The sequence below is a fragment of the Brevundimonas sp. S1H14 genome (genome assembly GCF_047716865.1).
In the GTDB taxonomy this organism is placed as follows: Bacteria; Pseudomonadota; Alphaproteobacteria; order Caulobacterales; family Caulobacteraceae; genus Brevundimonas; species Brevundimonas naejangsanensis.
The window spans coordinates 2714862-2741329 of the sequence record NZ_CP136679.1 but is presented as its reverse complement, the minus strand read 5'-3'; the positions used below and the strand labels follow the sequence as shown (position 1 = coordinate 2741329).

Below are 26468 nucleotides of genomic sequence, written 5' to 3'. Positions count from 1 at the left end.
CCTTAAATGCGCGAGGCTGCAGGGAAGTCTGCGACTCTTCCCTTGCCGGAATGCCGAACAAATGTATTAAGTCAGATACAAGTAGGCATGAGGTCGCCAATATGCAGCAATGGGACGCCCAAGTGGTCATCGTCGGCGCCGGCCCGGTCGGGTTGAGCGCGGCCTTGAGGCTGGAAGCTTTCGGGATTTCAGCCATTGTGCTTGAGGCCGAAACGGAGTTGCCTGAAGACCTGCGGGCGTCGACTTTTCATCCCCCGACGCTGGACATGCTGGCGCAGTACGGACTGGCCGAGCCGCTGATCGCTCAGGGGCTGAAGTGCGAACAGTGGCAGATCCGTCATCATGAAACCGGCGAACGCGCCGTATTCGACCTGTCCTATCTTGAGGGCGAGACCCAGCATCCCTTCCGACTGCAGTGCGAGCAATTTCGTCTGTGCCGTATCCTGGCCGACCACCTGTCGGATGCGCGTCATGTCGAAATCCGCATGGGCGCAACGGTGTGCGCCGTGGATCAGGACGGAGACGGCGTCAACGTCACTTATGAGCAGGGCGGTCAGGCGCAGACTCTGCGCTGTCGCTATCTGATCGGGGCGGACGGCGCCCGTAGCGCGGTGCGGACCCTGCTGGGGTGGGAGCTTGACGGCAAGACCTATCCTGAGACGACCATCCTCGCGATCACGGACTTCCCCTTTGAAGACCATCTGGAGGGGCTGTCGAACGTCAACTACTGCTGGACGGACGGCGGCACCTTCTCCCTGCTCAAGCTGAAGGATTTCTGGCGCTGCAGCCTCTATCCGCGCGGCGAAGAGTCCATCGAGGACGCGCTGGATCCCGCCAGCATCGAGCGCAAGCTTCAGGCCATCGTCGCAAGGGACGAACCATACAAGGTGCTGGAGATTCGACCCTATCGCGTGCACATGCGGATCGCGCCTGATTACCGCAGCGGACGGGTCGTGCTGGCGGGCGACGCCGCCCACATCAACAGCCCGTCCGGCGGGATGGGCATGAACGGCGGCGTCCATGACGCCTTCAACCTGACCGAGAAGCTGAAGGCCGTGCTGGAAGGCGCCGACGAGAGGCTGCTGGATCTCTACACCCGCCAGCGCCGCCCTATCGCCGAGCAGGAGATCCTGGCTCAGGCGGATCGCAACCGTGGGCGGATGCAGGAGCGCGACCCGGAACGCCGCAAGGTCATGATGGCCGAGATGCAGGCCATGCTGGCCGATCCTGTGCGGCACAAGGACTATGTGATGCGGTCATCCATGATCGACGGCCTGCGCAAGGCGGCGACGCTGGCCTGAGGCGAGCTCCTCCGCACGTCGCTGCTTGAGGGAGCATCGGCGAAAGCGGAGCGGGGCGAGGGGCGACGGGCCGGGCGCAGGGCGTCCCGGCCCGTTTTCGCATCAGGCGCCCAACTGTCCCTTGAGGGCGTCGACCTCTTCCTGAAGTACGTAGAACACGCGGTCGGTCAGCGCCGCGTGGCGCGCGCGGCGCGCGGCCTGTTCCTGCTCGGTCAGGACATGATGATCGACCGCGTCCGGCGACAGCACGCCCTGGGCGGCCAGCAGATTTTCCAACGTCGCCACCCGGTCGCTCAACCCGGCCACCTCAGTCACCAGGGCGGTGATGATGGCGGTCAGCCGGTCGTTGGCGGTATCCTCGAAGAAGGTCGGGCGGGGCGGCTTGGGCGTAGACATCAGGAAACTCCTCGAAACGAAATCAGAATAGGGCGTCAGGTGCTCTTCAGACGGGCGCGAACGGCGGGGAAACGGCTCCATAACCGTTCGCGCCAGGGGGCGTCGGGCGCCAGCCATTCCGTGATCAGCGGCCGCTCTTCCAGTCCCAGTTGATGCGCGACGGACCAGGCTGTGGCCAGGTTGGAGGACAGGATCGGAATATCCGTTTCCTCGCTGGCGACGGCCAGGGCGGCCAGGCTTGGCGCGCCCGTTCCCATGACGATCACGGCGTCGGCGACGCCCGCCTTCAGGCCCTGGCGCAGCCCTGTCAGCAGGGTGGCGGCCGTCTGGCCGTAAATCGGGTGGGCCGCGCCATGCGCGAGGGGCGATTGGATGACAGCGGCCACATCATATCCCGCCCCGCGCCAGTGGTCCTGAGCGGCCTCGGTCAAGGCTGAAGGGTAAGGGCTGACCAGGGTGATGCGCTGCGCCCTCAGCGATTGCAGGCCATCCTTCAGCGCATCGGCGGCGCAGACGACGGGGCAGGGCCCGTGGCGGCGCTTCAGCGCTTCCGGCCGACGCCGCGAAGGGCCCAGCAGATAGGTCGAGCCGGTGCAGGCGAACGCAACGGCGTCCAGCGGCGCGTCGCCGAAAGGGGCCAGCCACTCCTCAAGCCGCGTCTCATAGGCCTTGAGTCTGGCGCTCATCTCGGAAGCGGGCGCATACATGCGCGCGGTCAGCAGGTTCACGTCCGGCGGCATCAGCAGCGACAGCTCAGGCTCGGCGGTCGGATTTTCGGCCGGGGTCAGCAGGGCGACCACGCCGCGCGCGCCCAGATCGGGCCGGTCGCGCTCCACACCGGATGCAGGGCGAAGAGGGGGCGGCGAGATTGAAGGCATGGTCCGATCCGACGAAGACACTTCCGCATAAGAGGTATTTGAGATAATACATCATGAAAGACTGAACGCCAGTCGAACATGGAGCAGAGCGCATGATCATCGACCGTACGGCCACCCATGAACTTCTGGCCCGGCCGCTTCACGATGAGGCGGCGCGCACCCAGTACATCGTGCAGTTGAAGAACCGGCTCCGCCGCTATGAGGACGCCAACAAGGTCGCCCTGGACGCCCGCGCGGGGCCGGCCTTCGAAGCCGCGTCGGGCAAGACGCCCGAAACCGTCGAGGACATCACGGCGGCCATGGTCCGTGATCCCTTCTATCAGATATGGAGCGCCTTCAGCCGCAGCGCTCAGGACGTCATGTGGAACTCGGTGGGCGAGACCATTCATCGCGAACTGCCGCGCATGAAGGAGGTCGCCGCCGGTCTGGCTCAGGCGCCGGCGGGCGGCAGCTGCGAAACCAGCCCCGACTTTGCGGCCCCGGCCGACGCCTATGCCGGCCACATCCACGGCCAGCCCGGCGGCTATATGCTGGGCGAGGGTTCGGCCGACGACTTCACGGCCGGGGCCTTCTATGAGAGCGGCGGAAACGCCTACTCTCTGGGCGTCGGCATCGGCACGCGCGACTCCAAGTCTGCGGCCGTCATCGAATTCCTGGCTGAGCGCTATCCCGGCTTCAAGCCGCGTCGCATTCTGGATCTGGCCTGTTCCTCGGGCGGCGCCACGGTCGGCTATGCGGCCGCCTTTCCCGAGGCCGAGGTCTATGGCGTCGACGTGGCGCCGGGCCTGCTGCGCTACGCCCATATCCGGGCCGAGGCGATGGGGCTGAAGGCGCACTTCCGTCAGATGGATGCGGGCGCCATGCCGTTCGAGGACGAAAGCTTTGATCTGGTCGTGTCGCACAACATGATGCACGAGGTCTCGCGCGCTTCGCTCGGCCGCATTTTCAGCGAGGCGCGCCGCGTCCTGCGCCCCGGCGGCGTGGTCGTGCACCAGGACGTGCCGATGAAGGGCGCCGATTTCAGCGCCTTCGAGAAGTTCATCTTCGCCTGGCAGACCAAGAACAACGATGAACCCTTCTGGGACGAGTTCCTGGCGACACAGGCGCCGGACGTCATGCTTGAAGCGGGTTTCGCGGCTGACGAAGTTCTGGAGACGACGGTGCGGATGCGGGACGGCCCGCGCGCCTGGTATATCGTGCTGGGCGAGAAGCCCGACGCTGAGGGGCGTCGCGGCACGGTTCTCACCGGCTGATCGACCCGGCGATCAAATGATGGAAAAGGCCCCGGACGCATCGCCGTCCGGGGCCTTTTTGCCTTCTGGAGCAGAGGCTGGCCGAGGCCGGGGCCTCAAAGAAAAAAGGGCCCGCAGCGTGAACTGCGGGCCAACCAGCTTCCGGGAGGCAGGTCAGAAGTTGGCTTCGTAGGTCAGGCCGATCTGACGACCGCGCGGCAGGGAGCCCACAAAGCCGCGACGGTTGGTGGTGAAGTCCGAGTAGCGGACGATGCCGACAGGATCGATGTTGTCGAAGATGTTGCGACCGAACAGGATCACCCGGTGCGGGCCGCGTTCCCATCCCAGTTGCACGTTGGCGGTATCGCGGCCGTCCACCCAGGCCAGGTTGGCGACCTGATCATACTTCTTGGAGCGGAAGGAATAGGTGCCGTCGACGAAGAAGCGGTTCTCGCCGACGTACCAGGCGTAGTTGCTGCCCAGGGAGTACTGGATCTTGGGCGCGTTGGGGATCGCCTTGCCGCTGACGTCGCCGTCGCCGCCGGTCAGGGTGGCGAAGTCCGGGTCGGTCGCGTTGGTGTATTCGGAATCCGCATAGGCGAAGGTGCCGCGCACGGACCAGTCGGAGGTGATCTTGGCCTGGGCCTCGACCTCGACGCCCTTGACCTCGACCTCGCCGACGTTGCGGATGAACGAGACGGTTTCGGTCGAGGACAGGTTGGCCACCTGGGTCATCTGCTGGTTCGACCAGTCGATATAGTAGCCGGCGACGTTCAGGCGGACGCGGCGGTCGAACAGGTCGCTCTTGAAGCCCAGTTCATAGTTCCAGGCTGTCTCTTCGCCGTAGGAGCGATCGGCGGGGCTCAGGCGCACGTCGGTGTTGAAGCCGCCCGGCTTGTTGCCGCGCGCCACCAGCCCATAGAACATCAGGTCGTCAGTGGCCTTGTACGACATGGTGAAACGCGGGTTGGTCGAGCGATAGGTCGCTTCGTAATCGAAGTTGGAATCCCCGCCGGTCAGGTGCAGCTTTTCTTCGGCGACGCGCACTTCGGCCGTGCCCGACAGCTTGTCGGTGAAGTCGAAGCCGACCAGGCCGAAGGCGGCCAGGTTTTCCGTCTCGATCGTGCCGTTGTCCTGCAGGGCGCGTGAGACATAGCGATAACGCCCGTCCCAGCGGTCGCTGTTGAAATAATAGGCCCCGGCCATCCAGTGCAGGCGTTCGCCGCGCGGCGAAGCGATGCGGAATTCCTGGCTGAAGCCCTTGATGTTCACCCGGTCGTCGACATGCAGCGAACCGCCCAGCAGGCGCTGGGGCAGGTAATCAAGGTCGGCCTTTCGGTGCTCTTCGGAGTCGTTATAGGCGCTGATCGAGGTCAGGGTGTAGCCGCCGTGATCGTATTCGGCGGTCAGGCTCAGACGGCCTGTCTTGCGTTCAACGCCGCCGCCGCCGATTTCATCCAGATTCAGGCCAATCATGTCAGGCGTGACGTTGATGGCGCCGCAATAATATTGGGTGCGGGTGTCCAGATAGCAGTTGTTGGCGGTCGAGCGTTGGATCGCCATCGGCTCGTGGCCGTCGTTGTTGTGAGCGTATGAGCCGCGCAGGATGAAGCTGAGTTCCGACGTCGGCGTGTACATCAGCGCCAGGGTGCCGCCGACAGTCTTTTCCTGACCGATGGTCTTGCCGTCGCTGGGCGTGCCGGGCGCGTTGTTCCGGTACTCGCCGCCATAGGTGTAGTAGTTGACGGACGCCTGGGCCGACAGCACGTCCTTCACCAGCGGCCCGCTGAGGCCCATCAGGAAGTTGTATTCGTCATGCTCGGCCGCGGTGGCGCGGATCAGCGCCTCGACGTTCTGCGACGGCTTGCGTGTCGTATAGCTGATCGCGCCCGAGAAGGTCTGGCGGCCGTACAGGGCCGACTGGGGTCCCTTGATCACCTCGACCTGGTCGACGAAGGCCATTTCGGTGGCGAACAGGCTGTCCGGGATATAGACGCCGTCGATGAAGGAGGCGGCGTTGGGCGCGCCGAAGACGTTGGCCTGGCCGCGAATGACCGGGCGCTCGAAGCGGCGGCCCTGGTCCTTCTCGATGTTGAGGCCCGGGGCGATCGAGGAAAGGTCCGTGACTTCGCGGATGCCGCGACGCTGCATGTCCTCGGCGTTCAGCGCTGTGATCGACAGCGGCACCTCTTGCAGGCGCTCGCTTGTCTTACGGGCCGTGACGATGATCTCATCGACCTGGACGGCGTCCTGAGCGGCGGCGGCGCCCGCCAGGACGGAAAAGCCGGCCGCGATCGCGGTCATGGCCAAGGCATGGGTACGATGTCTCACTGTCACTCCCCTTTCATGTTCTTATCGCTGAACATGTATCTTTATGAATACGAGCGATGTCGCCATAACTCGAGCGCTGTGTCAATCACTCCGAATTCGCACCTGAAACTTGGCGTGTGGAGCGGGGGTGCGCCTTTAGTGGGCGTGCGTGATGTATTTAAACGAAGGCGTCCATAGCGTTGAAGGCCTGTGGGCTTAGCTGATAAAGCGGCGCTTTATCCATTCATGTGGCAGGGCTTTTCAATGAAAGGGGAGGCAATTCTCCCATCCTCAACAGGCCCGTCCCTGCTCCTGGCGACAGGAAGGCAGCGGAAAGGGTTAAGGCCGAAAGACGGACAGCAAGCACAGACGCCGTTCACACCGGATTCTGCCGGGGAGCTGTTCGACGCGTGCCGGACCGCCTGGTCGACCCCAGCCGATCGAGCAAGCCTCGGGAGATTTCCTTTGGAATGCTGCGACCATCTCCGGTTCCACGGGCGCGTCAGGTCTGGAACCCCCTGATTTCAAGCGCACTGGTCGTCGCTATCGGGGCGTCTGACTTTCGAGCGGCTCCTCTATATCGCGCTGCGATCGGGATGTTTGGAGGACGGGCGAGTCGTCGCTGCGCGACACTTCTGGAAGTGCCGATTCAACACGGCTCAAGAACCCGCTCGAAACGGTTCCGTCGGTGCAGATGCTGTCGCCATGATCGGTGGGGCGCAAGGGGAAGAAGCTTGGCCAACCTGGCGAGGGAATGATCAGATAAGACAATAACTAATTGAAAATAAAGAAATTATTGTGGTGTTGGCGGTGGGCCCAATATTATGGGGCTTATGTGATTTTAGTCGTCGCTTTCGTCTTTTCAGGAGGATGCGATGGCCTGACAAGAACCCGATCTATCTCGGGTTGATCTGCCACAAAAGCGTGACCTACCAAGGCCGACATGAGGCCATTGTGGATAGACAGATATTTGACACCGTCCGGGCGCTGCTTCTCCAGAGAAGCACAACGTGGAAGTCTCGCAAGCCCGACCTTGAGCGCGCGCCTCTTAGGAGGAAGGTTTTCGATGAATTCGGACAATTGATGCGGCCGACGTTCGTCCGGCCAAAGGAGCGGCGATACAACTATTACATTGGGCCGCTGCTGGGCATGGTCGGTGCAAATCGCAAGGGCCCAATTCGTCGTTGTTCTAAGCGGCATGCTTGGGCTGACAAACTCATTAGCTCAACGTCAGCGTGTTGTACTGTTCAACCGGGCCAGGGTATTCGCCGCCGCGATCCTCGCCGACCTCACGGGCGATCAGGGCGTTGGTCATGGCGTTCAGGCGCAGGATCAGGTCCTTGTGGCGCTCGGGTTGCGTGGCCAGATTGATGATCTCGTCTGGGTCGGTGCGCGTGTCGTAGAGCTCCAGGTCGTTGTAGGCGATCAACTGTTCCCAGGTGGTCGGCGTGTGGTGCTGGCTGGGCGCGAAATAGCGGGCGAACTTATAGCGGCCGTCGAACACGCCGCGGTGCACGCGGCGCTTCGACAGATCGAAGACCGGGCGGTCCAGATAGTTCTTGTTTGTCCGCTCCCACGACAGCAGCACGCCGTAGTTGAACAGATGCCCTTCCTCGTCGCGCCGGGTGCGGGCGTCGGGCGTGCGCGTCAGGCCTGACAGGTCGTGGCCCACCAGTTGGGGGAAGCTGGCCTTGGCCCAGGCCTCGTCCTTGCCGGCGAAGCCCAGCAGGGTCGGGGCGATGTCGACCGAGCTCATCACCGCCTGGCTGGTCACGCCGCGCGCGCCGTCCGGGTGGGCGATGAGCATCGGGACGTTGGTCTCTTCCTTGTAGATGGTGCCGCCCTTCTGGCGCATGCCGTGGGCGGCGGCCCGCTCGCCGTGGTCCGAGGTGTAGACGATGATGGTGTCATCCATCTGGCCCGACTTCTCGAGCGCCCACAGCAGGGTCAGGATGTTCTGATCCACGTCGCGGATGCAGTTGCAGTAGTAGTTGACGAAGCGCAGCCAGGCGGCCTCGTCATCGCGCGGCATGGCCCCATAGGTCTTGACGTCCAGCGCCGCGATGCCGCTGTGCGCCTCGGGCTTGGTCGACAGGTCGTCCAGATAGAAGCTGCGCGGCAGGGGGAAGCCCAGGTCGGTCTGATACAGTTCGTCGCCTGGCTCGGCGCGCATGACCCCGGCCAGGTTCCACACGGCGCGCGTCTCGGCCTGTTCGCCGGTGGCGTCGTAGAACATGATGTCGTGCGGATTGACCAGGTTCACGGCCATGAACCAGGGCTTGCCCTCGCGCTTCTTCGGGTCCCTGGCCAGGTCCTGGATCAGCATGGCGGCGTCGCCGGTCACGGCGCGGTCGGTGCGATAGCCGGCCCAGGTCAGGCCGATCTCTTCACCGTAGAAATTGTAGTCGGAGAAGCCGAACGGCTCCATGGCGTCGGTGGTGTCGGGGAACTCGCGCTGGAAGCCCGGCGCGGCGGTCGGCAGCTTCGACAGGTGCCACTTGCCCTTGTAGGTCGAATAGTAGCCGGCGGCCCGCATCATGTCGCCCAGGGTGTCGATCTCGGGCGTCAGGACGGCGCCCTGTTCGGCGTTGGAATAGACCTTGGTCTTCTGGGTGTGCTGTCCGGTGTAGATGACGGCGCGCGACGGCGTGCAGGGCGTGGTGTGCACATGATAGTTGGGCAGGTGCAGGCTGCGTTCCAGCAGCGCCTTGTGCCCGGGCAAATAGTCCAGCAGGCCGTCGGGATAGGACTGCAGGCCGAACTCTTGATCGGTGACGATGAAGAGGACGTTCAGCGGCTGGTTCGGGTCACGCGGGGCGCGGGGCCGGGCGCGCACCGGCGGAGCGACGCCTGCGGCGCTGACGCCGGCCATACCGGCCAGAAGGGAACGACGGTCGATCCTGGGCATGTCTCACTCCACTATAAAGCCCAGCCGTCTGCGCGGCCTTGGGGCGAAGATGGTTCAGGCGGCCGCCACCTGTACATAGCGGCCGGCGAAATAGGCGAGGGGAGGCGTAGGCGACGGCAGGTCCACCCGCAGAACGTCGCCGATGACGATGCGGTGGCTGCCGTGGTCGACCACATGGGCCTGTTTCAGGTGAATGACGGCGCAGGCGTCGCGAAGCGCCGGCGGGCGGCCGTCCTCGCCGTCATCCCAGGCGCCGATGGCGAAGCGTTCGCCGCCGCGCACCCCGCCGCCGCAGGCGCGCGAGACCGCTTCATGGTCCGAGCCGAGCACGTTGAGCACCAGGTCCGACCCGGCGTCGATGGCCTGGAAGATGGCGGCGTTGCGGTTGATGCAGACCAGCATGGACGGCGGGTCCATGCTGACCTCGCTGACGGCCGTGGCCGCCATGGCGTAGGGGCGGCCCTCGTGCTGGGCGGTGACCACCACGACCGAGCGGACCAGATTACGCAAGGCGCTCTTCAGCGCCGGAGCCAGCATGTCGTCGTCCATGGCGATGTCCTCCCTACGTCTGGTCCGTTGCCGAACATGACGAGGTTGATAGTGCGACGGCAGAATAATATGTCAAGTTACTTTACTATCTAGGCCGCAACCGCTTCCGATCCCGCCGACGGAAGGGCCAGCATCACGCTCTGAGCCACGCACAGGGGCTTCTCCAGGCCTTCGCCCTCGATCACGCAGTCGCTGACGATCTGCCAGCCGCCGGCGCGCGCTTCGACCGCCGCCACCGTCTGACGCAGACGCAGGCGGGCGCCGCTGGGGGCGGGGCTGACGAAGCGCACCTTGTTGACGCCGACGTTCAGCACCTTGTCCGCGCCCTCGATGCGCAGCAGGTCGTCCTGCAGGCGCGGCAGCAGCGACAGGGTCAGGAAGCCGTGGGCGATGGGGCCGCCCATCTCGCGCGAGGCCCGCTCGACGTCGACGTGGATCCACTGATGGTCGTCGGTGGCGTCGGCGAAACGGGCGATGCGGGCCTGGTCGAGGCTCAGCCAGTCGGACACGCCGAGGTCGCGTCCCGCCAGACCGGGCAGGTCGGCGTAGGCGACAATCAGCGGCTTGCTCATGCCTTGGCGCCAGATGAGGCGTCCGGCTTCGGCGCGCGGGCGACCTTGTTCGGCCCGGCGAAGCCGAACATCCAGGCGGCGATCTTGCGCATCTGGATCTCTTCGGCGCCCTCGGTGATGCGATAGCGGCGGTGGTGACGATAGATGTGCTCGAACGGCTTGTGACGCGAATAGCCCATGCCGCCGTGCACCTGCATGGCCGTGTCGGCGGCCTGGCAGACCAGGCGGTTCGCCCAGTAGTTGCACATGGAGACGCGGTCCGAGAGCTTGGAGGCCACCTCGGGCTTGGACATGCGGTCCATCTCCCACGCCGTCTTGCGGATCATCAGGCGCAGCATCTCGACCTGGGTGGCCAGTTCGACCAGCGGGAACTGGATCGCCTGGTTGACCGCCAGCGGCTTGCCGAAGGGCTTGCGTTCACGCGCATATTTCACCGCCTCGCGCACGCAGAAATCGGCGGCGCCCAGCGAGGAGGCGGCCTGGCGGATGCGGTTCTCGTGGACGAAATGCTGGGCCAGCTCCAACCCTCCGCCCAAGGGGCCGAACAGGGCGTCCTCGGCGACCCAGACGTCGGTGAAGCTGACGCGCGGGTGGTCGGTCGGCATGTTGAAGGTCCAGAGGTATTCCTCGACCTTGACCCCCGGCGCCTCGGCCGGGACCAGGAAGCAGCTGATGCCGCGCGCGTCGCCCGCCTCGCCCGAGGTGCGGGCGAAGACCATGACGTGGGTCGCCACGTGCATGCCCGTGGTCCACATCTTCTCGCCGTGGATGCGCCAGCCCGGCTGGCCGTCGCGGGTCTGGGGCTCGGCGATGGTGTCCATGTGGGTGGCGTCCGAGCCGTGCTCGGGTTCGGTCAGGCCGAAGCAGACCGAGCGGCCGCCGTCCAGCATCCCGGCGATGAACTCGTCCTTCTGCGCCTGCGTGCCGAAGTCGCGGAACATCAGCACCTGCGGATAGTTGGCGACGATCGAATGCTCGTTCTGCAGGTCGTTGTGCAGGCCCAGGCCCTTGGCCGCGAAATGCTCGCGGATCACGGCCATGGCCAGGTTCGACCCGTCCTTGCCGCCGAACTCGGCCGGCAGGGCGAAGCGCAGGTGGCCGGCCTTGTCGGCGCGGCGCTTGGCCTCGCCCAGCAGGGCCTCCCACTCGTGGCGCGGCAGGCCGCCGTTGTCGAAGTCGGTGCGGGCCCATTCACGGCGGTGGTCGAAGAAGCGCTCGTTGTCGTCCTGCGCCTGCAGCGGGACGATCTCGGCTGCGATGAAGGCGTCCAATTCCGCCAGATAGTCGGTGATCTCGGCGGGCAGTTCGAAGTCCATGCGCGCTCCTCCTTCTGTTTGAAGCGAGCCTAGGCCGGAGGGTGAATAACGTAAAGCAATTTGACAAATATCGACGGCGGGTATGGAGTCGATCCCACACAGGAAACGACAGGAAGGTTCAGTCTCATGACCACGCCGATCACCACCGAAAGCGGGCTGCGCTCGCTGCACCACGCGGCGTTCCGCTGCCGCGACGCCGAACAGACGCGCTGGTTCTACGAGGATGTGCTGGGCATGAAGGCCTCGGCGGGCATCGTGCTGGACGAGGTGCCGGGTACGAACGATCCCGTGCCCTACATGCATATCTTCTTCGAGATGGGCGACACCAACTTCGTCGCCTTCTTCGATGCGCCTTCGACCGCCGATCCGGCCTGGTTCAAGCGCAAGGACAGTTTCGACATGCATATCGCCATCCAGGCGCGCGACGAGGCGCACATGCTGGAGATGCAGCAGCGCATCCGCTCGCACGGCGTCAGCTGCCTCGGCCCGGTCGAGCACCACTTCGTCCGCTCGGTCTACATGTACGACCCCAACGGCATCCAGGTGGAGATCACCACCCGCACCGCCGACCACGACCGCATCCTGGCCGAAGAGGGCGCAGCCCTGCCGCAGGTGCTGAAGGCCTGGACCGCCCAGACGCGCGCCGAGAAGGAAGCCAAGTTCGGCGCCGAGGTCCTGGACCGTCGCGGCAAACCGCAGTCGGAGCTCAAGGGATGAGCGGCGCCTCCACGAAGAAGAAGTACCAGCGCACCCCCTATCTGATCGTCTTCCAGGAGCAGGCGGCGTTCAAGGACACCTATGGCGGCGCCGAGGGTTCGGTGGTGCTGGAGGCCCACCTGCTGAAGCCGGACACGCCGTCCGACACCGTCGTCATCATGATGCACCCGATCGGCGGGGGCGCCTGGCTGCCCCTGCCGGCGGCCCTGGCCAAGCAGGGCGTCCACGTCATCTATTGCAACAGCCGCTATCGGGGCATCGACAACGCCCTGATCATGGAGAAGTGCGCCCTGGACCTGGGCGTCTGCGTCCGCGATGCGAAGGAGCGGCTGGGCTATGAGAAGGTGATTCTGGGCGGCTGGTCCGGCGGCGGCGCCCTGTCGCTCTTCTATCAGGCGGAAGCCGAGAACCCGACCGTGACACAGACCCCGGCGGGCGATCCGATCGACCTGACGAAGGCGAACCTGATCCCGGCGGACGGCATCGCCCTGCTGGCGGCGCACCTGTCGCGCAACCTGACCCTGACCGAATGGATCGACCCCTCGATCACCGACGAGAGCCGTCCGTTCGACCGCGATCCCGAACTGAACATCTACGACCCGGCCAACCCGAACCAGGCGCCCTATTCGCCGGAGTACGTAGCCCGCTATCGCGACGCCCAGATCGCCCGCAACCGCCGCATCACCGCCTGGGTGAAGGCCCAGCTGGCGGAGTTGAAGGCGCAGGGCCTGCACAATCACGAGCGCGGCTTCGTCGTGCAGGGGACGATGGCTGACCCGCGCTTCATCGACGCGACCCTGGAGCCCAGCGACCGTCGTCCCAACTACTGCATGTTGGGCGACCCCGTCGTGGTCAACGACGGCCCGGTCGGCCTGGCGCGCTTCTCGACCCTGCGGTCGTGGCTGTCGCAGTGGTCCTATGACGACTCCAACGCCGACGGCCTGAAATGCGCGGCGCGGATCAGCGTGCCCATGCTGGTCATCGAGAACAGCGCCGATGACGCCTGCACCCCCAGCCACGCCGCCCGCCTGATGGCGGCGGCGGTCAACGCGCCGCAGACCCACGCGGTGATTAAGGGCGCCAACCACTACTACTCGGGCCAGCCCGACAAGGCGGCCGAGGGGGCGGCGGTCTTCGTGGAGTGGATAAAGACGACGTTCTGATGCCCGTAGAGGAAGAGGCTCCGGCCTGAAAAAACGGCCGATCCTTCGCAGGGTCGGCCGTTTCTGTTTGGAGTGTCTCCCCGGCGGGACGAGGTTCAGTCCTGCGCGGCAGCGATCAGATGCTCGGCGATCGCCTGATAGGCGGGCAGGGACAAGGGGTCGAGCAGGGCGTTGCTCGCTAGGGGGCTTGAGGCGAACCGCACGATGGTCATCTCGGCCTTGGGGTCGACGTAGCAGGCCTGACCGTGGACCCCGCGCGCCATATAGGCCCCATGGTCATTGTGCGACACCCACCACTGGTTGTGGTAGCTCCAGCTCGGCAGAGTGGCGTAGCCGGCGCTGGCGAAGGCGGTCGGGCTGGCGCCGGCCGCGATGTCGCGAACCACGGCGGACGGCACGATCTGACGGCCATTGAAGACCCCCTCGTTGCGCATCATTTCGCAGAAGCGGCCGAGGTCGCGCAACTGCATGTTGAGCCCGCCTGCGGCGAAGCCGGCGCCGGAGGAATCGACCTGGATATAGGCGTCGCGCTCCATCCCCATCGGCTTCCAGAAACGCTCGCTGAACACCTGGGCCAGGGTCTGGCCGCTGACGCGCGCGACCAGCCAGCCCACGACCTCGGTGTTGACCGACTTATAGGCGAAGGCCTGTCCGTGCTCGCCGGCCTTGGTCAGGGTCCTGAGGTAGTCGAAGGTGGTCCGGGGGCCGTCGTAGTCCGCCGCACGCGGCACCGTGCCTCCGGCGCGCAGGAAGGCGATGACGTCGGAGTTCGGATCGGTATAGACCTCGGAATAGGCTAGGCCCGTGGTCATATCCATCACCTGGCCCACGGTGGCGTCGCCAAAGGCGCTGTCGGCCAGTTCGGGGATGTAGCGCGCCACCGGCGCGTCGCGGTCGAGCTTGCCCTCGGCGATCAGCATGGCCGCCGCCGTACCGGTGAAGGACTTGCTCACCGAATGGACGATATGCTGGCCATTCGGCGTAAGGGCGCCGAAATAGCGCTCATAGACGATCTCGCCCCTGTGCATGACGATGACGCCGTCGGTGTAGTTGGCGTCCAGCGACTGGGCCCAGGTCATCGGGGCGTCGCCGCCCAGGGGTGTGAACCGGACCTCATCCAGATCGTCCCGAAGGCGCCGCGGCAGGACGCTAGCCGCTTCGTCGCCGCGAGAAATCTCGGCGGTCGGCATGAAGTGGCGCCAGTGCGAGAAGCTCCACCGAAGCTGGGGGAAACTCATGAAGCTCATGTCATCGCGCTGGATCAGCCGTTCGGGCGGGGCGCCGACCATCCAGCCCATGACGATGGGATCGGACGCCTGGGCGTCGGGATAGGCGGTCTGGTCTGGGGCCTGGGCGGCGGCGGACGCGGGTGCGATCGCCGTGGCCAGAAGGAAGGTCAGCAAGCGTTTCATGCGAGAGGCGCCTCGAGCGGGGGGAGGAAGTGAAGACCGGACCGTCTTGCGACGGCCCGGTCTGGTCAGGACGACGAAGCGGCGGCCTTCGCCTAGTAGCGCAGGCCCAGCTGGATCGAGACGACCCGGCCGGGATCGACCACATAGGTCTGGGAGCCGGCCACGAAGGGCGTGCCGAAGGCGTGGGACGCCGTCCATTCGTTGGTCAGGTTGCGGCCGATCACAGCCAGGGTCCAGCGGTCGTCGGCCGAGGCGACGCCCAGGCGCAGGTCCACCTTCGAGAAGCCTTCCTGATAGGAGTTGGGGCTGAGGTTCTCTTCCAGGTAGGTTCCGCTGCGGCCGCGCACGGTGGCGTCGGCCAGCAGGCGCATGCCGTTGTCCAGCGGATGGTCGACGTTCAGCGTCATCGCCCCCGACCATTTCGGCGCGCGCGGCAGGCGGGTGCCGCCGATGTCCTCCACACAGCCCGCCACCGGGGCGACGCCGTTGTGATAAATGCACGGCGCGGTCGGGTAGGAGTCGTATTTGGCGTCGTTATAGGCCAACGAGCCCGACAGGCTGACGGACGGCGTCAGGCGCAACGTGCCTTCGGCCTCGACGCCCTGGCTCTTGGCGTTGGCGGCGTTGGTGGTGATGAAGGCGTCGATCGCGGCATTGTAGCCCGACACCTGCAGGTCGTCGAACTTGGACGTATAGGCCGCCAGGTTCAGCGTCGCCCGGCCATCCAGCAGCGTCAGCTTGGTGCCGATCTCGACCGACTGCGAGGTTTCGCCCTCGAACTCGAAGGTGTCCTGGCCGCCGGTCGACTGGGCGCCGACGAAGCCGCCGGCCTTCGAGCCCTTGGCGTAGGAGGCGTAGAACATCAGGTCGCGATCGACCACGTACTGGACCTGCACCGACGGATCGAGCTGGCTTTCGCTACGCTGGCCGCTCAGCGGGGTGTTCAGCCAGGTCGGCGGCACCGCCCCCATGACGGCGCGGGTCTGGTCGGCGGACTTGTCCTCCCAGGTCTGGCGCAGGCCGGCGGTCAGTTTCCATTGGTCGTTGAAGGCGTAGGTGGCCTGGCCGTAGAGGGAGTAGCTCTCGTTGGTCTGCTCGAACCGGCGATCGGTGCCGCCGTCGAACGGCCCCATCAGGATGTAGGACCTCTGGTCCATGTCGATCTCGTTCCTGTGCGCATAGGCGCCGACAATCCAGGTCAGGGCGCCTTCGTTGGACGAGGTCAGGCGCACTTCCTGCGAGATCTGGTTGAACTCCTCCTGGAAGATGGAGCGCAGCAGCGGCGTGGTGGTGAAGTCGCTGTCGATCTGCTTGTCGTAGTCGAAGGCCGAATAGGCGGTGATCGAGGTCAGGGTCACGCCGTTGGCGAAATCCTTGTTGATCGTCAGCACGCCGTTGAAGCTGTTGGTGTCGTCATAGTCCGGCGCGCCCTGTGTGGTCGTGCGCGTGAAGGACTTGGAGCCGCCGGGGGCGACGGTGCTCATCGGCTGGCCGGTCAACTCCTGGCGGGCGCCTTCCAGCTTCAGCCGGAAGGAGAGGGTGTCGCTGGCCAGATAGTCGATGACGGCGCGGCCGATCAGATCCTCGCGGCCCGGATTGTGGTCGCCGGTGGTCGTGTTCTCGAGCCAGCCCTCGTTGTCGCTGTATTTGCCGGCCAGGCGGACCAGCAGTTTGTCCGTGATCGGGCCGGAGACGATCTGGGTGATCTCGAAGCCGTTGTCGCCGTCGACCGTGCCGGTGATAGTGGTCGCGAGCTCACGCTCGGCGCGCGGGCCGTTGGAGGTGATGTTGATGGCGCCGGCGGCGGTGTTCTTGCCGAACAGGGCGCCTTGTGCGCCGCGCAGTACTTCGACGCTGGCCACGTCCAGGAAGGGGGCGGCGAACTGGCGGCCGCGACCGGCGTAGGCGCCGTCGACGAACAAGCCGACCGACTGCTCAAAGGCCAGGTTGCCCGGCGAAGAGCCGATGCCGCGGATGTAGATGGCGTTGTTGCCCGGCGTGGCCTGGATGTGCAGGTTCGGCACCGAGCCCGACAGGGCTTCCAGGTTGCGCATGTCCTGGCTGGCCAGTTCCTCGCCGCTGGTGACGTTGACCGAGATCGGCACGTCCTGCAGGCGTTCGGTGCGCTTGCGCGCCGTGACCAGGATATCGGCGACGGTGGTGGCGTTGGCTTGGTCCGTCGGCGCCACGGGCGCTTCGGATTGCGCCATGGCGGCCGAGCTGAGAACGAGGCTGCTCGATGCGAGCAGCATGACGTAACGGTAGCGCATGCGTTTCCTCCCCATGCGGCTCCTGCCTGAAAAGGCCGGAGCGATATTTGTGACGAGGAGGCGTGCGGCCGCGATCCGACCGTGGTTTCCTTCCTCCTGACTGCGGCCTCTTGGTGAGCCGCTTGTCAAGAAATTAGACAAACTCGATCTGGGTTGATCGTCAAGCTACTTTACTAATCTTTATTGGCGTCCTTAAGAAAATCGGCGCCGCGCTGGCCCGGTTCGCCCAGGCTGCACAGGTAGGGCGCGCCCCAGTCAGAGGCGAATGCCTCGCGCAGGGCCTTGACCTGTTTGGGTCCGATGCGCCGCCCCAGTTCGCCGGACAACTGATCGACGATCTTCTGGGCGTCCTGGCGCATGGCTCGACCCATGGCGGTCAGCTGGACGATGCGGATGCGGCCGTCGGTGGGATCGTCCACCAGTTCGAAGACGCCGCGCTCGACCAGGGAGTTGATGGTCGAATGCACCGCCTGACGGGTCAGGCGCAGGCTGCGGGCGATGTCGGCCGGGCGCACGATGTTCAGCTGGACGTGCATCATCACCATGGACTCCGGCCGGGTCAGGTGCGGCCAGCCAGCCTCGCGTAGGCTCATCTGCAGGCTTTCGTCGAACCACTCGAATCCTGCCAGCAGCGGCACGATCAGATAGTCGGAGTTCAAGATCATCGCATTCTCCCAGGATCGACTTATGCCGCTGCTCCGGCTGAGCCGCCAAGTGTAAACTGACGCTTGGCGGCCCGTCTGTTCAGAGCGTGCGGGCGATCAGCAGCTTCATGACCTCGGAGGTGCCGCCGTGAATGGTGTCGATTCGGGCGTCCTTGTAGAGCTGGGCGATGGGATATTCGTTCATGTAGCCATAGCCGCCGAACAATTGCAGGCATTTGTTGACGCCCTCCAGCTCGGTCTCGGTGATCCACAGTTTGGCGATGGAGGCGGTGGCCGCGTCCAGTTCGCCCCGGATCAGTTTTTCGGTGCAGGTGTCGATGAAGCTGCGGGCGATCACCGCCTTGGCCTTGATGTCGGCCAGGGTGAACTGGGTGTTCTGGAACTCCATCAGCGCCTTGCCGAAGGCGTGGCGCTCGCGCGTGTAGTCGACCGTCAGCCTCAGCGCCCGTTCCAGGATGGCCAGCCCCATGGCGGCGATGCCCAGACGCTCTTGCGGCAGCATGGCCATCAACTGGCCGAAGCCCTTGCCCTCGGCTCCGCCGATCAGGTTCGACGCCGGGACGCGCACGTCCTCGAAGAACAGCTCGGAGGTGTCCTGCGCGTCGCGGCCCATCTTGTCGAGGTTGCGGCCCCGGGTGAACCCGGCGCGGTCGCCTTCCACCGCGATCAGGGAGATGCCGCGCGAGCCGTTGTCCGAGGTCCGGCACACCACCAGGATCAGGTCCGCCGTCTGGCCGTTGGAGATGAAGGTCTTCTGGCCGTTCAGCACCCATTCGTCGTCTTCAAGCCGGGCGCGGGTGCGGATGCCCTGCAGGTCTGATCCCGTCCCCGGCTCGGTCATGGCGATGGCCAGGACGATCTCGCCCGAGACCACTTTGGGCAGCCAGGCCTGCTTCTGCTCCTCGGTGCCGAAGGCGATGATGTAGGGGGCCACGATCATGTTGTGCAGCGGCACGCCCCAGCCCTCCATGCCGCGCGCGCCGAACTCCTCGATCAGCACGCGCTCGTGGCGGAAGTCAGCGCCCATGCCGCCGTATTCTTCAGGAACCGACAGGCCCAACAGGCCGAACTCGGCGCCCTTGGTCCACATCTCGCGCTCGACGATCTTGTTGCGGTTCCAGGCTTCGATCTTCTCCGGCGCGCATTCAGCGTCGAGGAATTTGCAAAGGCCCTCGCGGAACAGGTCGATGTCTTCCTGGGTGTAGGCGGCGGGGCCGGGGTGGACGCTCATCGGAGGCTCTCAAACTAGGGAAGGTCGTTTGACGCATCCTGTGCCGGGTGTGCAATAAACGTCAATCTATTTGACAAAGATCAGCCTGTGCGGCCATCAATCGAGCCATGTCCGCATCCGATCCTTCCAGCGCCGCCGACGCGACCGATTTCGTCCTGGCGCGGCTGAACGCCCTGGCTCCCTTGCTGGCTCCTGGCGGCGAACGCGCCACAGGCCTGCGCCGCCTGACCGGGGGCGCCAGCCTCGAAACCTGGGCCTTCGACGTGCGGGGCGCCGGGGAAGGCGAGGGGGCTGGCCGTCCGCTGATCCTGCGCCGTCGCGGCGGGGGCCGCGAGGCCGAGGTGTTCGAGACCTCCCTGCCGCTGCCTATCGAGGCGAAGTTGCTGCAGGCCGCCGAGGCCGCCGGAGCGCCCGTCGCCCGGCTGGTGCGCGATTGCATCGAGGCCGACGGGCTGGGCGAGGCCTATGTGGTCGAACGGGTGGCGGGCGAGACGCTGGGTCGCCGTATCGCCGCCGATCCCGCCTTCGCCCCGGCGCGCGCGGTCCTGGGCCGCCAGTGCGGCGAGACCCTGGCCCGCATCCACGCCATCGACCTGTCCGCCCTGCCGCCGTTGGAGACGCAGGACGCGCGGGCCGTTCTGGCGCGCTACGCCGACATCTATCGCAAGAGCAGCGGCCCGCGTCCGGTCATGGAGGCGGCGCTGCGCTGGATGGAGGCGCGCCTGCCCGAGCCCATCGCGCCGCGTCTGGTGCACGGCGACTTCCGCAACGGCAATCTGATGGTCGATCCCGAGACCGGCCTGACCGCCGTTCTGGACTGGGAGCTGGCCCACCTGGGCGATCCGGCCGAGGACCTGGGCTGGCTGTGCGTCAACAGTTGGCGCTTCGGCGTGACGCATCGCGCGGTCGGCGGCTTCGCCGATCTGGAGACCCTGCTCCAGGCCTATCGTGTGGCGGGGGGCGAACCGCTGTCGGTCGAGCGTGTGCGCTTCTGGCAGGCGGTGGGCACGTTCAAATGGGCGGTGGTGACGATGATGATGTACCGCACCTTCGCCACCGGCGCCTCGCGCTCGGTCGAGCGGGCCGTGATCGGGCGCCGCCTCAGCGAATGCGAAGTCGACCTTCTGGCCCTGATGGAGGCCTCGCGATGATCGAAGGACCGCGCAAGGACGAACTGCTGGAGGCGACGGCCGCCTGGCTGAACGACGCCGCCTCTCCGGCCGAGGGCTTTCACCGCAAGGTGGCGGCCAATGCGCTGGGCATCGTCACCCGCGAACTGACGCAATGGCCCGCCGCCGAGGCCGCCGCCGTGGCCCGGATGCAGGCCATCCTGGGCCGCGACGGCGATTACGCCGCGTTGAACCTCGCCTTGGCCGAGGCGCTGCGCGACGGGACGGTCAGCGCCGACGATGCGGTGGTGTTCGACCATCTGCGCCGCACGGCGCTGGACATGCTGGCGGTCGACCAGCCGCGCTATCGTCACGAACTGGCGGCGCCGAAGGAGACCGGAGCATGATCGAACTGGTCGAGGTCTCGGCCCGCGACGGCCTTCAGAACGAAAAGACCATCCTGTCCACGGCGGACAAGGTGCAGTTGATCGAGAAGGCCATCGCGGCTGGCGCGCGGCGGCTGGAGGTCGCCAGCTTCGTCAATCCCAGGCTGGTGCCGCAGATGGCCGACGCCGAGGCGGTGATCGCCGCCTTGCCGCGTCGCGACGACGTGCGGACGATCGGCCTGGTGCTGAACGAGCGCGGAGCCGGGCGCGCCCTGGCGACGAGCGTGGATGAGCTGGGGATCGTGGTCGCCGCCTCGGATGTGTTCGGGACGGCCAATCAGGGCTTGGACGTGGACGCGAGCCTCGCCATGGCTGGGCGTGTGATCGAACAGGCGCGCGCCGCAGGGCGCGACGCCCAGGTCACGATTTCGGTCGCCTTCGGCTGCCCCCTGTCGGGCGCGGTCGATCCGGCGCGGGTCGTGGACATGGCGCGGCGCCTGGCCGCCTTCGGTCCGCTGGAGATCGCTTTGGCCGACACCATCGGCGTGGCGCGGCCGGACGAGGTGTCGCGCCTGGTCGCTGCGGTGGTCGAGACCGTGCGGCCCCTGCCGGTGCGCGTGCATTTTCATGACACGCGCGGCACCGGCGTCGCCAACGCCGTTGCGGCCGTGGCGGCGGGCGCCGTGACGGTGGACGCCTCCATCGGCGGCACGGGCGGCTGCCCCTTCGCGCCTGGCGCGGCGGGCAATGTCGCCTCCGAGGACGTGGCCTACGCCCTGAACGGCCAGATAGCGGTCGATGTCGACGCCCTGTGCGCGGCGGCAGTCTGGCTTAACGAGAAGCTGCAGCGGACCCGGACCAGCGCCATGACGCGCGCCTGGCTGTCCGCCACCCAAAAAGAACAAGGCGAGAGGAAACAAGCATGACCCAACTGAGCCATGACGGTCGCGTGGCCCTGATCACCGGCGCCTCTTCGGGCATCGGCGCCGAGTTCGCTCGCGTCCTGTCTAGGGGCGGGGCCAAGGTGGTTCTGGCCGCACGTCGCGCCGACCGCCTGGCCGCTCTGGTCGCCGAGATCGAGGCGGCGGGCGGCAAGGCCCTGGCAGTGTCCATGGACGTGTCCGACGAGGCCTCGGTCATCGCCGGCTATGACGCGGCTGAGGCGCGCTTCGGCCTAGTCGACACCGTCATCGCCAACGCCGGCGTCAACGCCGACGGCCCGGCCACGGACCTGTCCATCGAAGAGTTCGACCAGATCCAGGCGGTCAACAGCCGGGGCGTCTTCCTGACCGCGCGTGAAGGCGGGCGCCGCCTGCTGGCCAGCGGCCAGTCCGAGCGTGGCCGCGTCGTCATCCTGGCCTCGATGGGCGGCCTGCACGCCCTGACCGGCCTGGTCGCCTACTGCGCCTCCAAGGCGTCGGCGGTCATGCTGGGCCGCGCCCTGGCCAATGAGTGGTCGCGCGCGCGCATCAGCGTCAACGTCGTCTGCCCCGGCTATATGCTGACCGACATCAACGAAGAGTGGTTCACCAGCGAGGCGGGCCAGAAGATGATCTCCAAACTGCCGCGCAAGCGCCTGATGCCCATCGACGCCCTGTCGCCGGTGATCGGCTTCCTGACCTCGGACGCGGCCGCCTACACTACCGGCGCGGTCATCAAGATCGACGACGCCCAACACGTGGATTGATGGTCCCAGCCCCTCTTCCGCCGGGCGAGGGGCAGCGGATCTCGGCCCAAAAAAAGGGGGGCCGCGAACGGCCCCCGAGTGAGGGATCAGATAATCGCTCAGGTCAGGAGCGAGTTCGGCGCCAGGCCGACCATCGACCGGCCGTGCAGTTCGGTGGACACGTCCATGTCGTAGACGATGTGGCTGGCCATAACCTCGATGTCGCGCAGGATGCGCTGCATCGGATTGTCGAGCGCATAGAGGCCCGAGCCCGAGGAATCGCAGCAGGTGCGGACCGCCTCCAGACACTGACTGACGGCATAGGCGATCTGGGCGCGCAGCCGCAGGCGGTGCGGCAGTTGCTCCTCGTCGCTGAGAGTAGAGAGCGTCAGGTTCTCGTCGGCCGCTTGGCGGATCGACAGTTCGGCCGAGCGCACCATCAGGTCGGCGCGGGCCAGGCGCATCTGGGCGGCGGGCTTGTCCACCTGGGTCGATTGGCCGCCCATCTTGGTGTGCACTGTCAGCCGCTGGCGGCTCAGTTCGACCGCCGCCCGAGCGGCGCCGACCGACGGCAGGGCCGCCGTGACGCAGAGTTGTGGCAGCATCGGCGCGCTATAGAGCGGGTTGTCATGGATGCGCGAGCCGTTGCCGCGTCCGGTGCGGACCTCGGACACCACGAAGGTGTAGGCCTCAGGCACGAACAGGTCCTCGGCCACGATGTCGTTGGACCCGGTGGCGGCCATGCCGCTCATGAACCAGGTGTCGAGCACCTTCACGTCCTCGGCGCGGACCAGCACCATGCGCACGACGGGCGGCTTGCCTTCGCCCATGCTTTCCATGGCGTTCAGCATGACCCAGTCGGCGTGCATGACCACGGTGCCGAACTTCCAGCGGCCGCTGATGCGGAAACCTCCATCGACGCGCACCGCCTTGCCCGGAGGGGCGGCGACGCTGGGCGCGATGACATAGGGGGTGCGGCCCCAGACCTCGGCCTGGGTCTGCTCGGGGAACTGGGCGATCAGCCAGTTGTGCTCGGCGGCGAAGCTGGCGGTCCAGCCGGTGGAGGGGCAGGCCTCGCAGATGGCCAGGGTGGCGTCGATATAGGTCTGGGGATCGAACTCCAGCCCGCCGAATTTGCGCGGCACATACATGTAGAAATAGCCGGTGGCGCGTAGGGCGTCCCACACGGCGTCGACCGGGCGGCGCAGGCGCTCGGCCTCTTGCGAGGCGGCGGCGATCATGGGTTTCAGCGCCGTGACCCGCGCGACCAGTTCGGTCGGGCTCATCGCAGCGACGGCCTCGGGGGCCAGAAAATCATTGCCGGCTGGAATGCGCCGGTCCGCGAGCTTATCGCCCGTCATGTTCATACTCCTCCCTTTCTGGGACGGGCAGGTTCGCGTCGGACCGATCTGAATGTCAAGTAAGTTGACTAAAAATCGACATGACGATGTTTTGGGCTTCCCCGACGGTCGGGGGACGGCGAGACTGAGGCATGAATCGTTCCTTGCTCATGCTCGACCTTGTGCGGACCCTCTATTGGTTCGACGAGCAGCTTCAGGCCCGCCTCGACGCGCGGGGTTGGAGTCGGCTGGGCCGGTCCCAGTCGCTGATCCTGGTCAATGTCGCCAACGGCGAGACGCGGGCCGCGCGCATGGCCGAAAACCTGGGCGTGTCGCGCCAGGCGATGAGCCAGTTCCTGACCGAAATGGTCGACCGCAAGCTGCTGGAGCTGGCGCCTGACCCGCACGACAAGCGGGCGCGCATCGTCCGCTTCGCGCCGGAATCCCAAGCCATTCGCGACGACGCCCAAAAGGTGCTGCGCGAACTGGAGAGCGAGCTGGAAAACGCCGTGGGAAGTGAGAATTTGGAGGCCTTGCGCCAGGGCCTGCGTAATTTTCTGGGCGGTTCGGAGCCCTCTAACGAGCCGCGATCGAAAATCTCTTAAGTCAAATTTCTTGACAAGATTGGTCGCCCGTCCGATCACCGCATGAAGCTCTGAACAGGGGATCAGCGGGAGGAATGGTCATGGCGGATCACATCGGCGGGGCGACGCCCCGATGAGCGCGGCGGCCCAAACCCGCGTCGGCCATTCCAGTGGGGCCTTGGCCGGCGTGAAGATCATCGAGATGGAGGGCATCGGCCCTGGCCCGTTCGCCGGTATGATGTTGGCCGACCACGGCGCCGAGGTCATCCGCATCGCTCGTCCCGGCGTCCGCATTGATCCGTCGGACGTGCTGGCGCGCTCGCGCCGCAGGGTCGAACTGGACCTAAAGTCGGACGAGGACCGAGCGGCGGCGCGTGAGCTAATCCGCACGGCGGACGGCCTGATCGAGGGTTATCGCCCCGGCGTCATGGAGCGGCTGGGCCTTGGGCCGGACCTGCTGCTGGTCGACAATCCGCGCCTAGTTTACGGCCGCATGACGGGCTGGGGCCAGGAAGGGCCGCTGGCTCACGCCGCCGGCCACGACATCAACTATATCGCCATCACCGGCGCACTGAACGCTTTCGGCCGCAAGGGCGAAAAGCCGACGCCGCCGATCAACATGGTAGGCGACTTCGGCGGCGGCGGCATGATGCTGGCCTTTGGCATGTTGGCGGGGATTCTGTCGGCGCGCACGACGGGGCAGGGCCAGGTCATCGACTGCGCCATGACGGACGGCGCCTCCCTGCTGATGGGCATGATCTGGGGCTTTCGCGGCCAGGGAATCTGGAGCGATGAGCGGGGCACCAACTATCTCGACACCGGCGCGCCCTATTACGACACCTATGAGACCGCCGATGGCGAGTTTATCGCCATCGGCTCGATCGAGCCGCCGTTCTACGCGCGGATGCTGCAGGCGACGGGGCTATCGGACGACCCCCTGTTCCTGGACCAGAACGAGCCGGACGGCATCGAGACGCGCCGCGCCCGCCTGACGGACATTTTCCGGCGCAAGACCCGCGAGGAATGGTGCGCCCTGATGGAGGGAACGGACGCCTGCTTCGCCCCGGTCCTGTCCTTCGTCGAGGCGCCCGACCATCCGCACAACAAGGTCCGGGAAGCCTTCATCACCCTGAACGGGGTGGTGCAGCCGGCCCCGGCCCCCCGCTTCTCCCTGACGCCTGCGCCGCAGCCGCGCGCGCCGGGCGACGCCTGATCCCTGCACGAGGAACCGACCTGTGAGACAAGCCTACATCTATGACGCCGTACGCACGCCGCGCGGCCGGGGCAACGCCAAGGGCAGCCTGCATGAAGTGACCGCCATCTCCCTGGCGACCCAGGTGCTTCAGGCCCTGCGCGACCGCAATGCGCTCGACACCAGCCTGATCGACGACGTGATCCTGGGCTGCGTGGCGCCGATCGGCGAGCAGGGCGCCAACATCGCCCGCGTCGCCGCCCTCAACGCCGGCCTGGCCCAGACGGTGGCGGGCGTGCAGATGAACCGCTTCTGCGCCTCGGGGCTGGAAGCCGTGAATACGGCGGCGGCCAAGGTCGTCTTCGGCGAGGCCGACGCGGCCATCGGCGGCGGCGTCGAGAGCATGAGCCGGGTCAAGATGGGCTCGGACGGCGGCGCCTGGTCGGCGGACCCGGACGTGGCCTTCACCACCGGCTTTGCGCCCCAGGGCGTCGGCGCCGACGCCATCGCGACCCTGGCCGGCTTCAGCCGCACTGACGTCGACGCCTTCGCCGCCGAGAGCCAGAAGCGCGCCGCCGCCGCCTGGGCCGCCAGCCGCTTCAAGACCTCGATCGTCCCGGTCAAGCACGCGGGCGTGACGGTGCTGAACCACGACGAATTCATCCGCCCGGAAACCACAGTCGAGACGCTGAGCGCCCTGAAGCCCTCGTTCGCGGGTCTGGGCGCGGCGGGCTTCGACTCGGTGATGCGTCAGCGCTATCCTGAGATCGAGGCGATCGACCACGTGCACCACGCGGGCAACTCCTCCGGCATCGTCGACGGCGCCTCCGGCGTCCTGATCGGCACCAGGGAGATGGGCGAGAAGATGGGGCTGAAGCCCCGCGCCCGCATCGTCGGTTCGGCCTCGATCGGTTCGGAGCCGACCATCATGCTGACCGGCCCGGTCGCCGTGACGCAGAAGGCCCTGGCCCGCGCGGGCATGAGCATCGGCGATATCGACCTGTTCGAACTGAACGAGGCCTTCGCCTCGGTGGTCATGTACTTCATGCAGCAGCTGAAGGTGTCGCACGACCGGATGAACGTGAACGGCGGCGCCATCGCCATGGGCCACCCGCTGGGCGCCACCGGCGGCATGATCCTGGGCACCCTGCTGGACGAGCTGGAGCGCACCGACAAGGCGACCGGCCTGGCCACCCTCTGCGTCGGCGCCGGCATGGGCACCGCTACCATCATCGAGCGCGTCTGATCGCGATCTGACAATCAGGACAACG

At 66.3% G+C, this 26468-nt stretch carries 23 protein-coding genes; 11 read left to right on the top strand and 12 right to left on the bottom strand.

What is annotated here, in order from left to right; translation table 11 throughout:
- Positions 1 to 101 precede the first annotated feature (101 nt).
- Positions 102 to 1301, top strand: coding sequence for an FAD-dependent oxidoreductase (locus RSD66_RS13300; RefSeq protein WP_119413511.1), 1200 nt, complete (start codon positions 102 to 104; stop codon positions 1299 to 1301).
- Between the two features lie 102 nt (positions 1302 to 1403).
- Here RSD66_RS13300 and RSD66_RS13295 read toward each other — a convergent pair whose 3' ends face one another.
- Together RSD66_RS13295 and RSD66_RS13290 are read right to left on the bottom strand one after the other, a co-directional pair.
- Positions 1404 to 1697: a hypothetical protein gene (locus tag RSD66_RS13295; protein ID WP_024354889.1), complete on the bottom strand. Its 294-nt coding sequence runs from the start codon at positions 1695 to 1697 to the stop codon at positions 1404 to 1406.
- A gap of 35 nt (positions 1698 to 1732) precedes the next feature.
- Positions 1733 to 2575, bottom strand: a complete 843-nt coding sequence (locus RSD66_RS13290; protein WP_415288190.1) for a hypothetical protein — start codon at positions 2573 to 2575, stop codon at positions 1733 to 1735.
- A gap of 92 nt (positions 2576 to 2667) precedes the next feature.
- Between RSD66_RS13290 and RSD66_RS13285 the strand changes: the two genes are divergently transcribed.
- Positions 2668 to 3828 (top strand): class I SAM-dependent methyltransferase, encoded by a 1161-nt coding sequence (locus RSD66_RS13285; protein WP_415288188.1) that lies wholly within the window; start codon positions 2668 to 2670, stop codon positions 3826 to 3828.
- 153 nt (positions 3829 to 3981) lie between these two features.
- Here the strand turns inward: RSD66_RS13285 and RSD66_RS13280 are convergent, their stop codons facing one another.
- The 5 genes from RSD66_RS13280 to RSD66_RS13260 all read right to left on the bottom strand — a co-directional run bounded on the left by RSD66_RS13280 (position 3982) and on the right by RSD66_RS13260 (position 11462).
- On the bottom strand, positions 3982 to 6111 hold the full coding sequence (locus tag RSD66_RS13280; protein ID WP_415288187.1) for a TonB-dependent receptor: 2130 nt from the start codon (positions 6109 to 6111) through the stop codon (positions 3982 to 3984).
- 1225 nt (positions 6112 to 7336) lie between these two features.
- Positions 7337 to 9025 (bottom strand): sulfatase-like hydrolase/transferase, encoded by a 1689-nt coding sequence (locus RSD66_RS13275; RefSeq protein WP_415288185.1) that lies wholly within the window; start codon positions 9023 to 9025, stop codon positions 7337 to 7339.
- Positions 9026 to 9079: 54 nt separating this feature from the next.
- Positions 9080 to 9574: a flavin reductase family protein gene (locus RSD66_RS13270; protein WP_291781599.1), complete on the bottom strand. Its 495-nt coding sequence runs from the start codon at positions 9572 to 9574 to the stop codon at positions 9080 to 9082.
- Between the two features lie 89 nt (positions 9575 to 9663).
- On the bottom strand, positions 9664 to 10146 hold the full coding sequence (locus tag RSD66_RS13265) for a MaoC family dehydratase (protein WP_415288183.1): 483 nt from the start codon (positions 10144 to 10146) through the stop codon (positions 9664 to 9666).
- Complete coding sequence (locus RSD66_RS13260) at positions 10143 to 11462, bottom strand: acyl-CoA dehydrogenase family protein (RefSeq protein WP_415288181.1); 1320 nt, start codon at positions 11460 to 11462, stop codon at positions 10143 to 10145. The genes RSD66_RS13265 and RSD66_RS13260 overlap by 4 nt, the downstream gene beginning before the upstream one ends.
- Positions 11463 to 11588: 126 nt before the next feature.
- Here RSD66_RS13260 and RSD66_RS13255 point away from each other — a divergent pair, with 126 nt between their 5' ends.
- Together RSD66_RS13255 and RSD66_RS13250 are read left to right on the top strand one after the other, a co-directional pair.
- Positions 11589 to 12179 carry a VOC family protein gene (locus RSD66_RS13255; RefSeq protein ID WP_024354852.1) on the top strand — a complete coding sequence of 197 codons (591 nt, stop codon included), beginning with the start codon at positions 11589 to 11591 and terminating at the stop codon, positions 12177 to 12179.
- Positions 12176 to 13342 (top strand): alpha/beta hydrolase family protein, encoded by a 1167-nt coding sequence (locus tag RSD66_RS13250; protein ID WP_415288179.1) that lies wholly within the window; start codon positions 12176 to 12178, stop codon positions 13340 to 13342. Before RSD66_RS13255 ends, RSD66_RS13250 begins: the two co-directional genes overlap by 4 nt.
- 95 nt (positions 13343 to 13437) lie before the next feature.
- Here RSD66_RS13250 and RSD66_RS13245 read toward each other — a convergent pair whose 3' ends face one another.
- The 4 genes from RSD66_RS13245 to RSD66_RS13230 form a co-directional block, all read right to left on the bottom strand.
- Positions 13438 to 14754, bottom strand: a complete 1317-nt coding sequence (locus RSD66_RS13245) for a serine hydrolase domain-containing protein (RefSeq protein WP_415288178.1) — start codon at positions 14752 to 14754, stop codon at positions 13438 to 13440.
- Positions 14755 to 14846: 92 nt separating this feature from the next.
- Positions 14847 to 17024, bottom strand: a complete 2178-nt coding sequence (locus RSD66_RS13240) for a TonB-dependent receptor (protein ID WP_415288177.1) — start codon at positions 17022 to 17024, stop codon at positions 14847 to 14849.
- A gap of 173 nt (positions 17025 to 17197) precedes the next feature.
- Entirely contained in the window at positions 17198 to 17689 is a 492-nt protein-coding gene (locus RSD66_RS13235; protein WP_024354848.1) for a MarR family winged helix-turn-helix transcriptional regulator, read from the bottom strand.
- A 79-nt stretch (positions 17690 to 17768) separates the two neighbouring features.
- Positions 17769 to 18920, bottom strand: coding sequence for an acyl-CoA dehydrogenase family protein (locus tag RSD66_RS13230; protein ID WP_415288175.1), 1152 nt, complete (start codon positions 18918 to 18920; stop codon positions 17769 to 17771).
- A gap of 107 nt (positions 18921 to 19027) precedes the next feature.
- Here RSD66_RS13230 and RSD66_RS13225 point away from each other — a divergent pair, with 107 nt between their 5' ends.
- Genes RSD66_RS13225 through RSD66_RS13210 form a run of 4 tightly spaced genes read left to right on the top strand, consistent with a single transcriptional unit; the run spans position 19028 to position 22102 of the window.
- Positions 19028 to 20071 carry a phosphotransferase family protein gene (locus RSD66_RS13225; protein ID WP_415288174.1) on the top strand — a complete coding sequence of 348 codons (1044 nt, stop codon included), beginning with the start codon at positions 19028 to 19030 and terminating at the stop codon, positions 20069 to 20071.
- A complete protein-coding gene (locus RSD66_RS13220; protein ID WP_415288172.1) occupies positions 20068 to 20436 on the top strand; it encodes a DUF6285 domain-containing protein in 369 nt (122 codons plus the stop codon). The genes RSD66_RS13225 and RSD66_RS13220 overlap by 4 nt, the downstream gene beginning before the upstream one ends.
- Positions 20433 to 21341, top strand: a complete 909-nt coding sequence (locus RSD66_RS13215) for a hydroxymethylglutaryl-CoA lyase (protein ID WP_415288170.1) — start codon at positions 20433 to 20435, stop codon at positions 21339 to 21341. Before RSD66_RS13220 ends, RSD66_RS13215 begins: the two co-directional genes overlap by 4 nt.
- Positions 21338 to 22102 (top strand): SDR family NAD(P)-dependent oxidoreductase, encoded by a 765-nt coding sequence (locus RSD66_RS13210; protein ID WP_312449016.1) that lies wholly within the window; start codon positions 21338 to 21340, stop codon positions 22100 to 22102. The genes RSD66_RS13215 and RSD66_RS13210 overlap by 4 nt, the downstream gene beginning before the upstream one ends.
- Positions 22103 to 22200: 98 nt before the next feature.
- Here the strand turns inward: RSD66_RS13210 and RSD66_RS13205 are convergent, their stop codons facing one another.
- Positions 22201 to 23442, bottom strand: coding sequence for an acyl-CoA dehydrogenase family protein (locus tag RSD66_RS13205; RefSeq protein WP_415288168.1), 1242 nt, complete (start codon positions 23440 to 23442; stop codon positions 22201 to 22203).
- A 131-nt stretch (positions 23443 to 23573) separates the two neighbouring features.
- On the opposite strand from RSD66_RS13205, the gene RSD66_RS13200 reads away from it, so the two are divergent.
- The 3 genes from RSD66_RS13200 (at position 23574) to RSD66_RS13190 (ending at position 26443) form a co-directional block, all read left to right on the top strand.
- Positions 23574 to 24026, top strand: coding sequence for a MarR family winged helix-turn-helix transcriptional regulator (locus tag RSD66_RS13200; protein WP_415288166.1), 453 nt, complete (start codon positions 23574 to 23576; stop codon positions 24024 to 24026).
- Between the two features lie 112 nt (positions 24027 to 24138).
- On the top strand, positions 24139 to 25218 hold the full coding sequence (locus RSD66_RS13195) for a CaiB/BaiF CoA transferase family protein (RefSeq protein ID WP_415288165.1): 1080 nt from the start codon (positions 24139 to 24141) through the stop codon (positions 25216 to 25218).
- Positions 25219 to 25240: 22 nt separating this feature from the next.
- Positions 25241 to 26443 (top strand): acetyl-CoA C-acetyltransferase, encoded by a 1203-nt coding sequence (locus RSD66_RS13190; RefSeq protein ID WP_415288163.1) that lies wholly within the window; start codon positions 25241 to 25243, stop codon positions 26441 to 26443.
- The last annotated feature ends 25 nt before the right edge of the window (positions 26444 to 26468 follow it).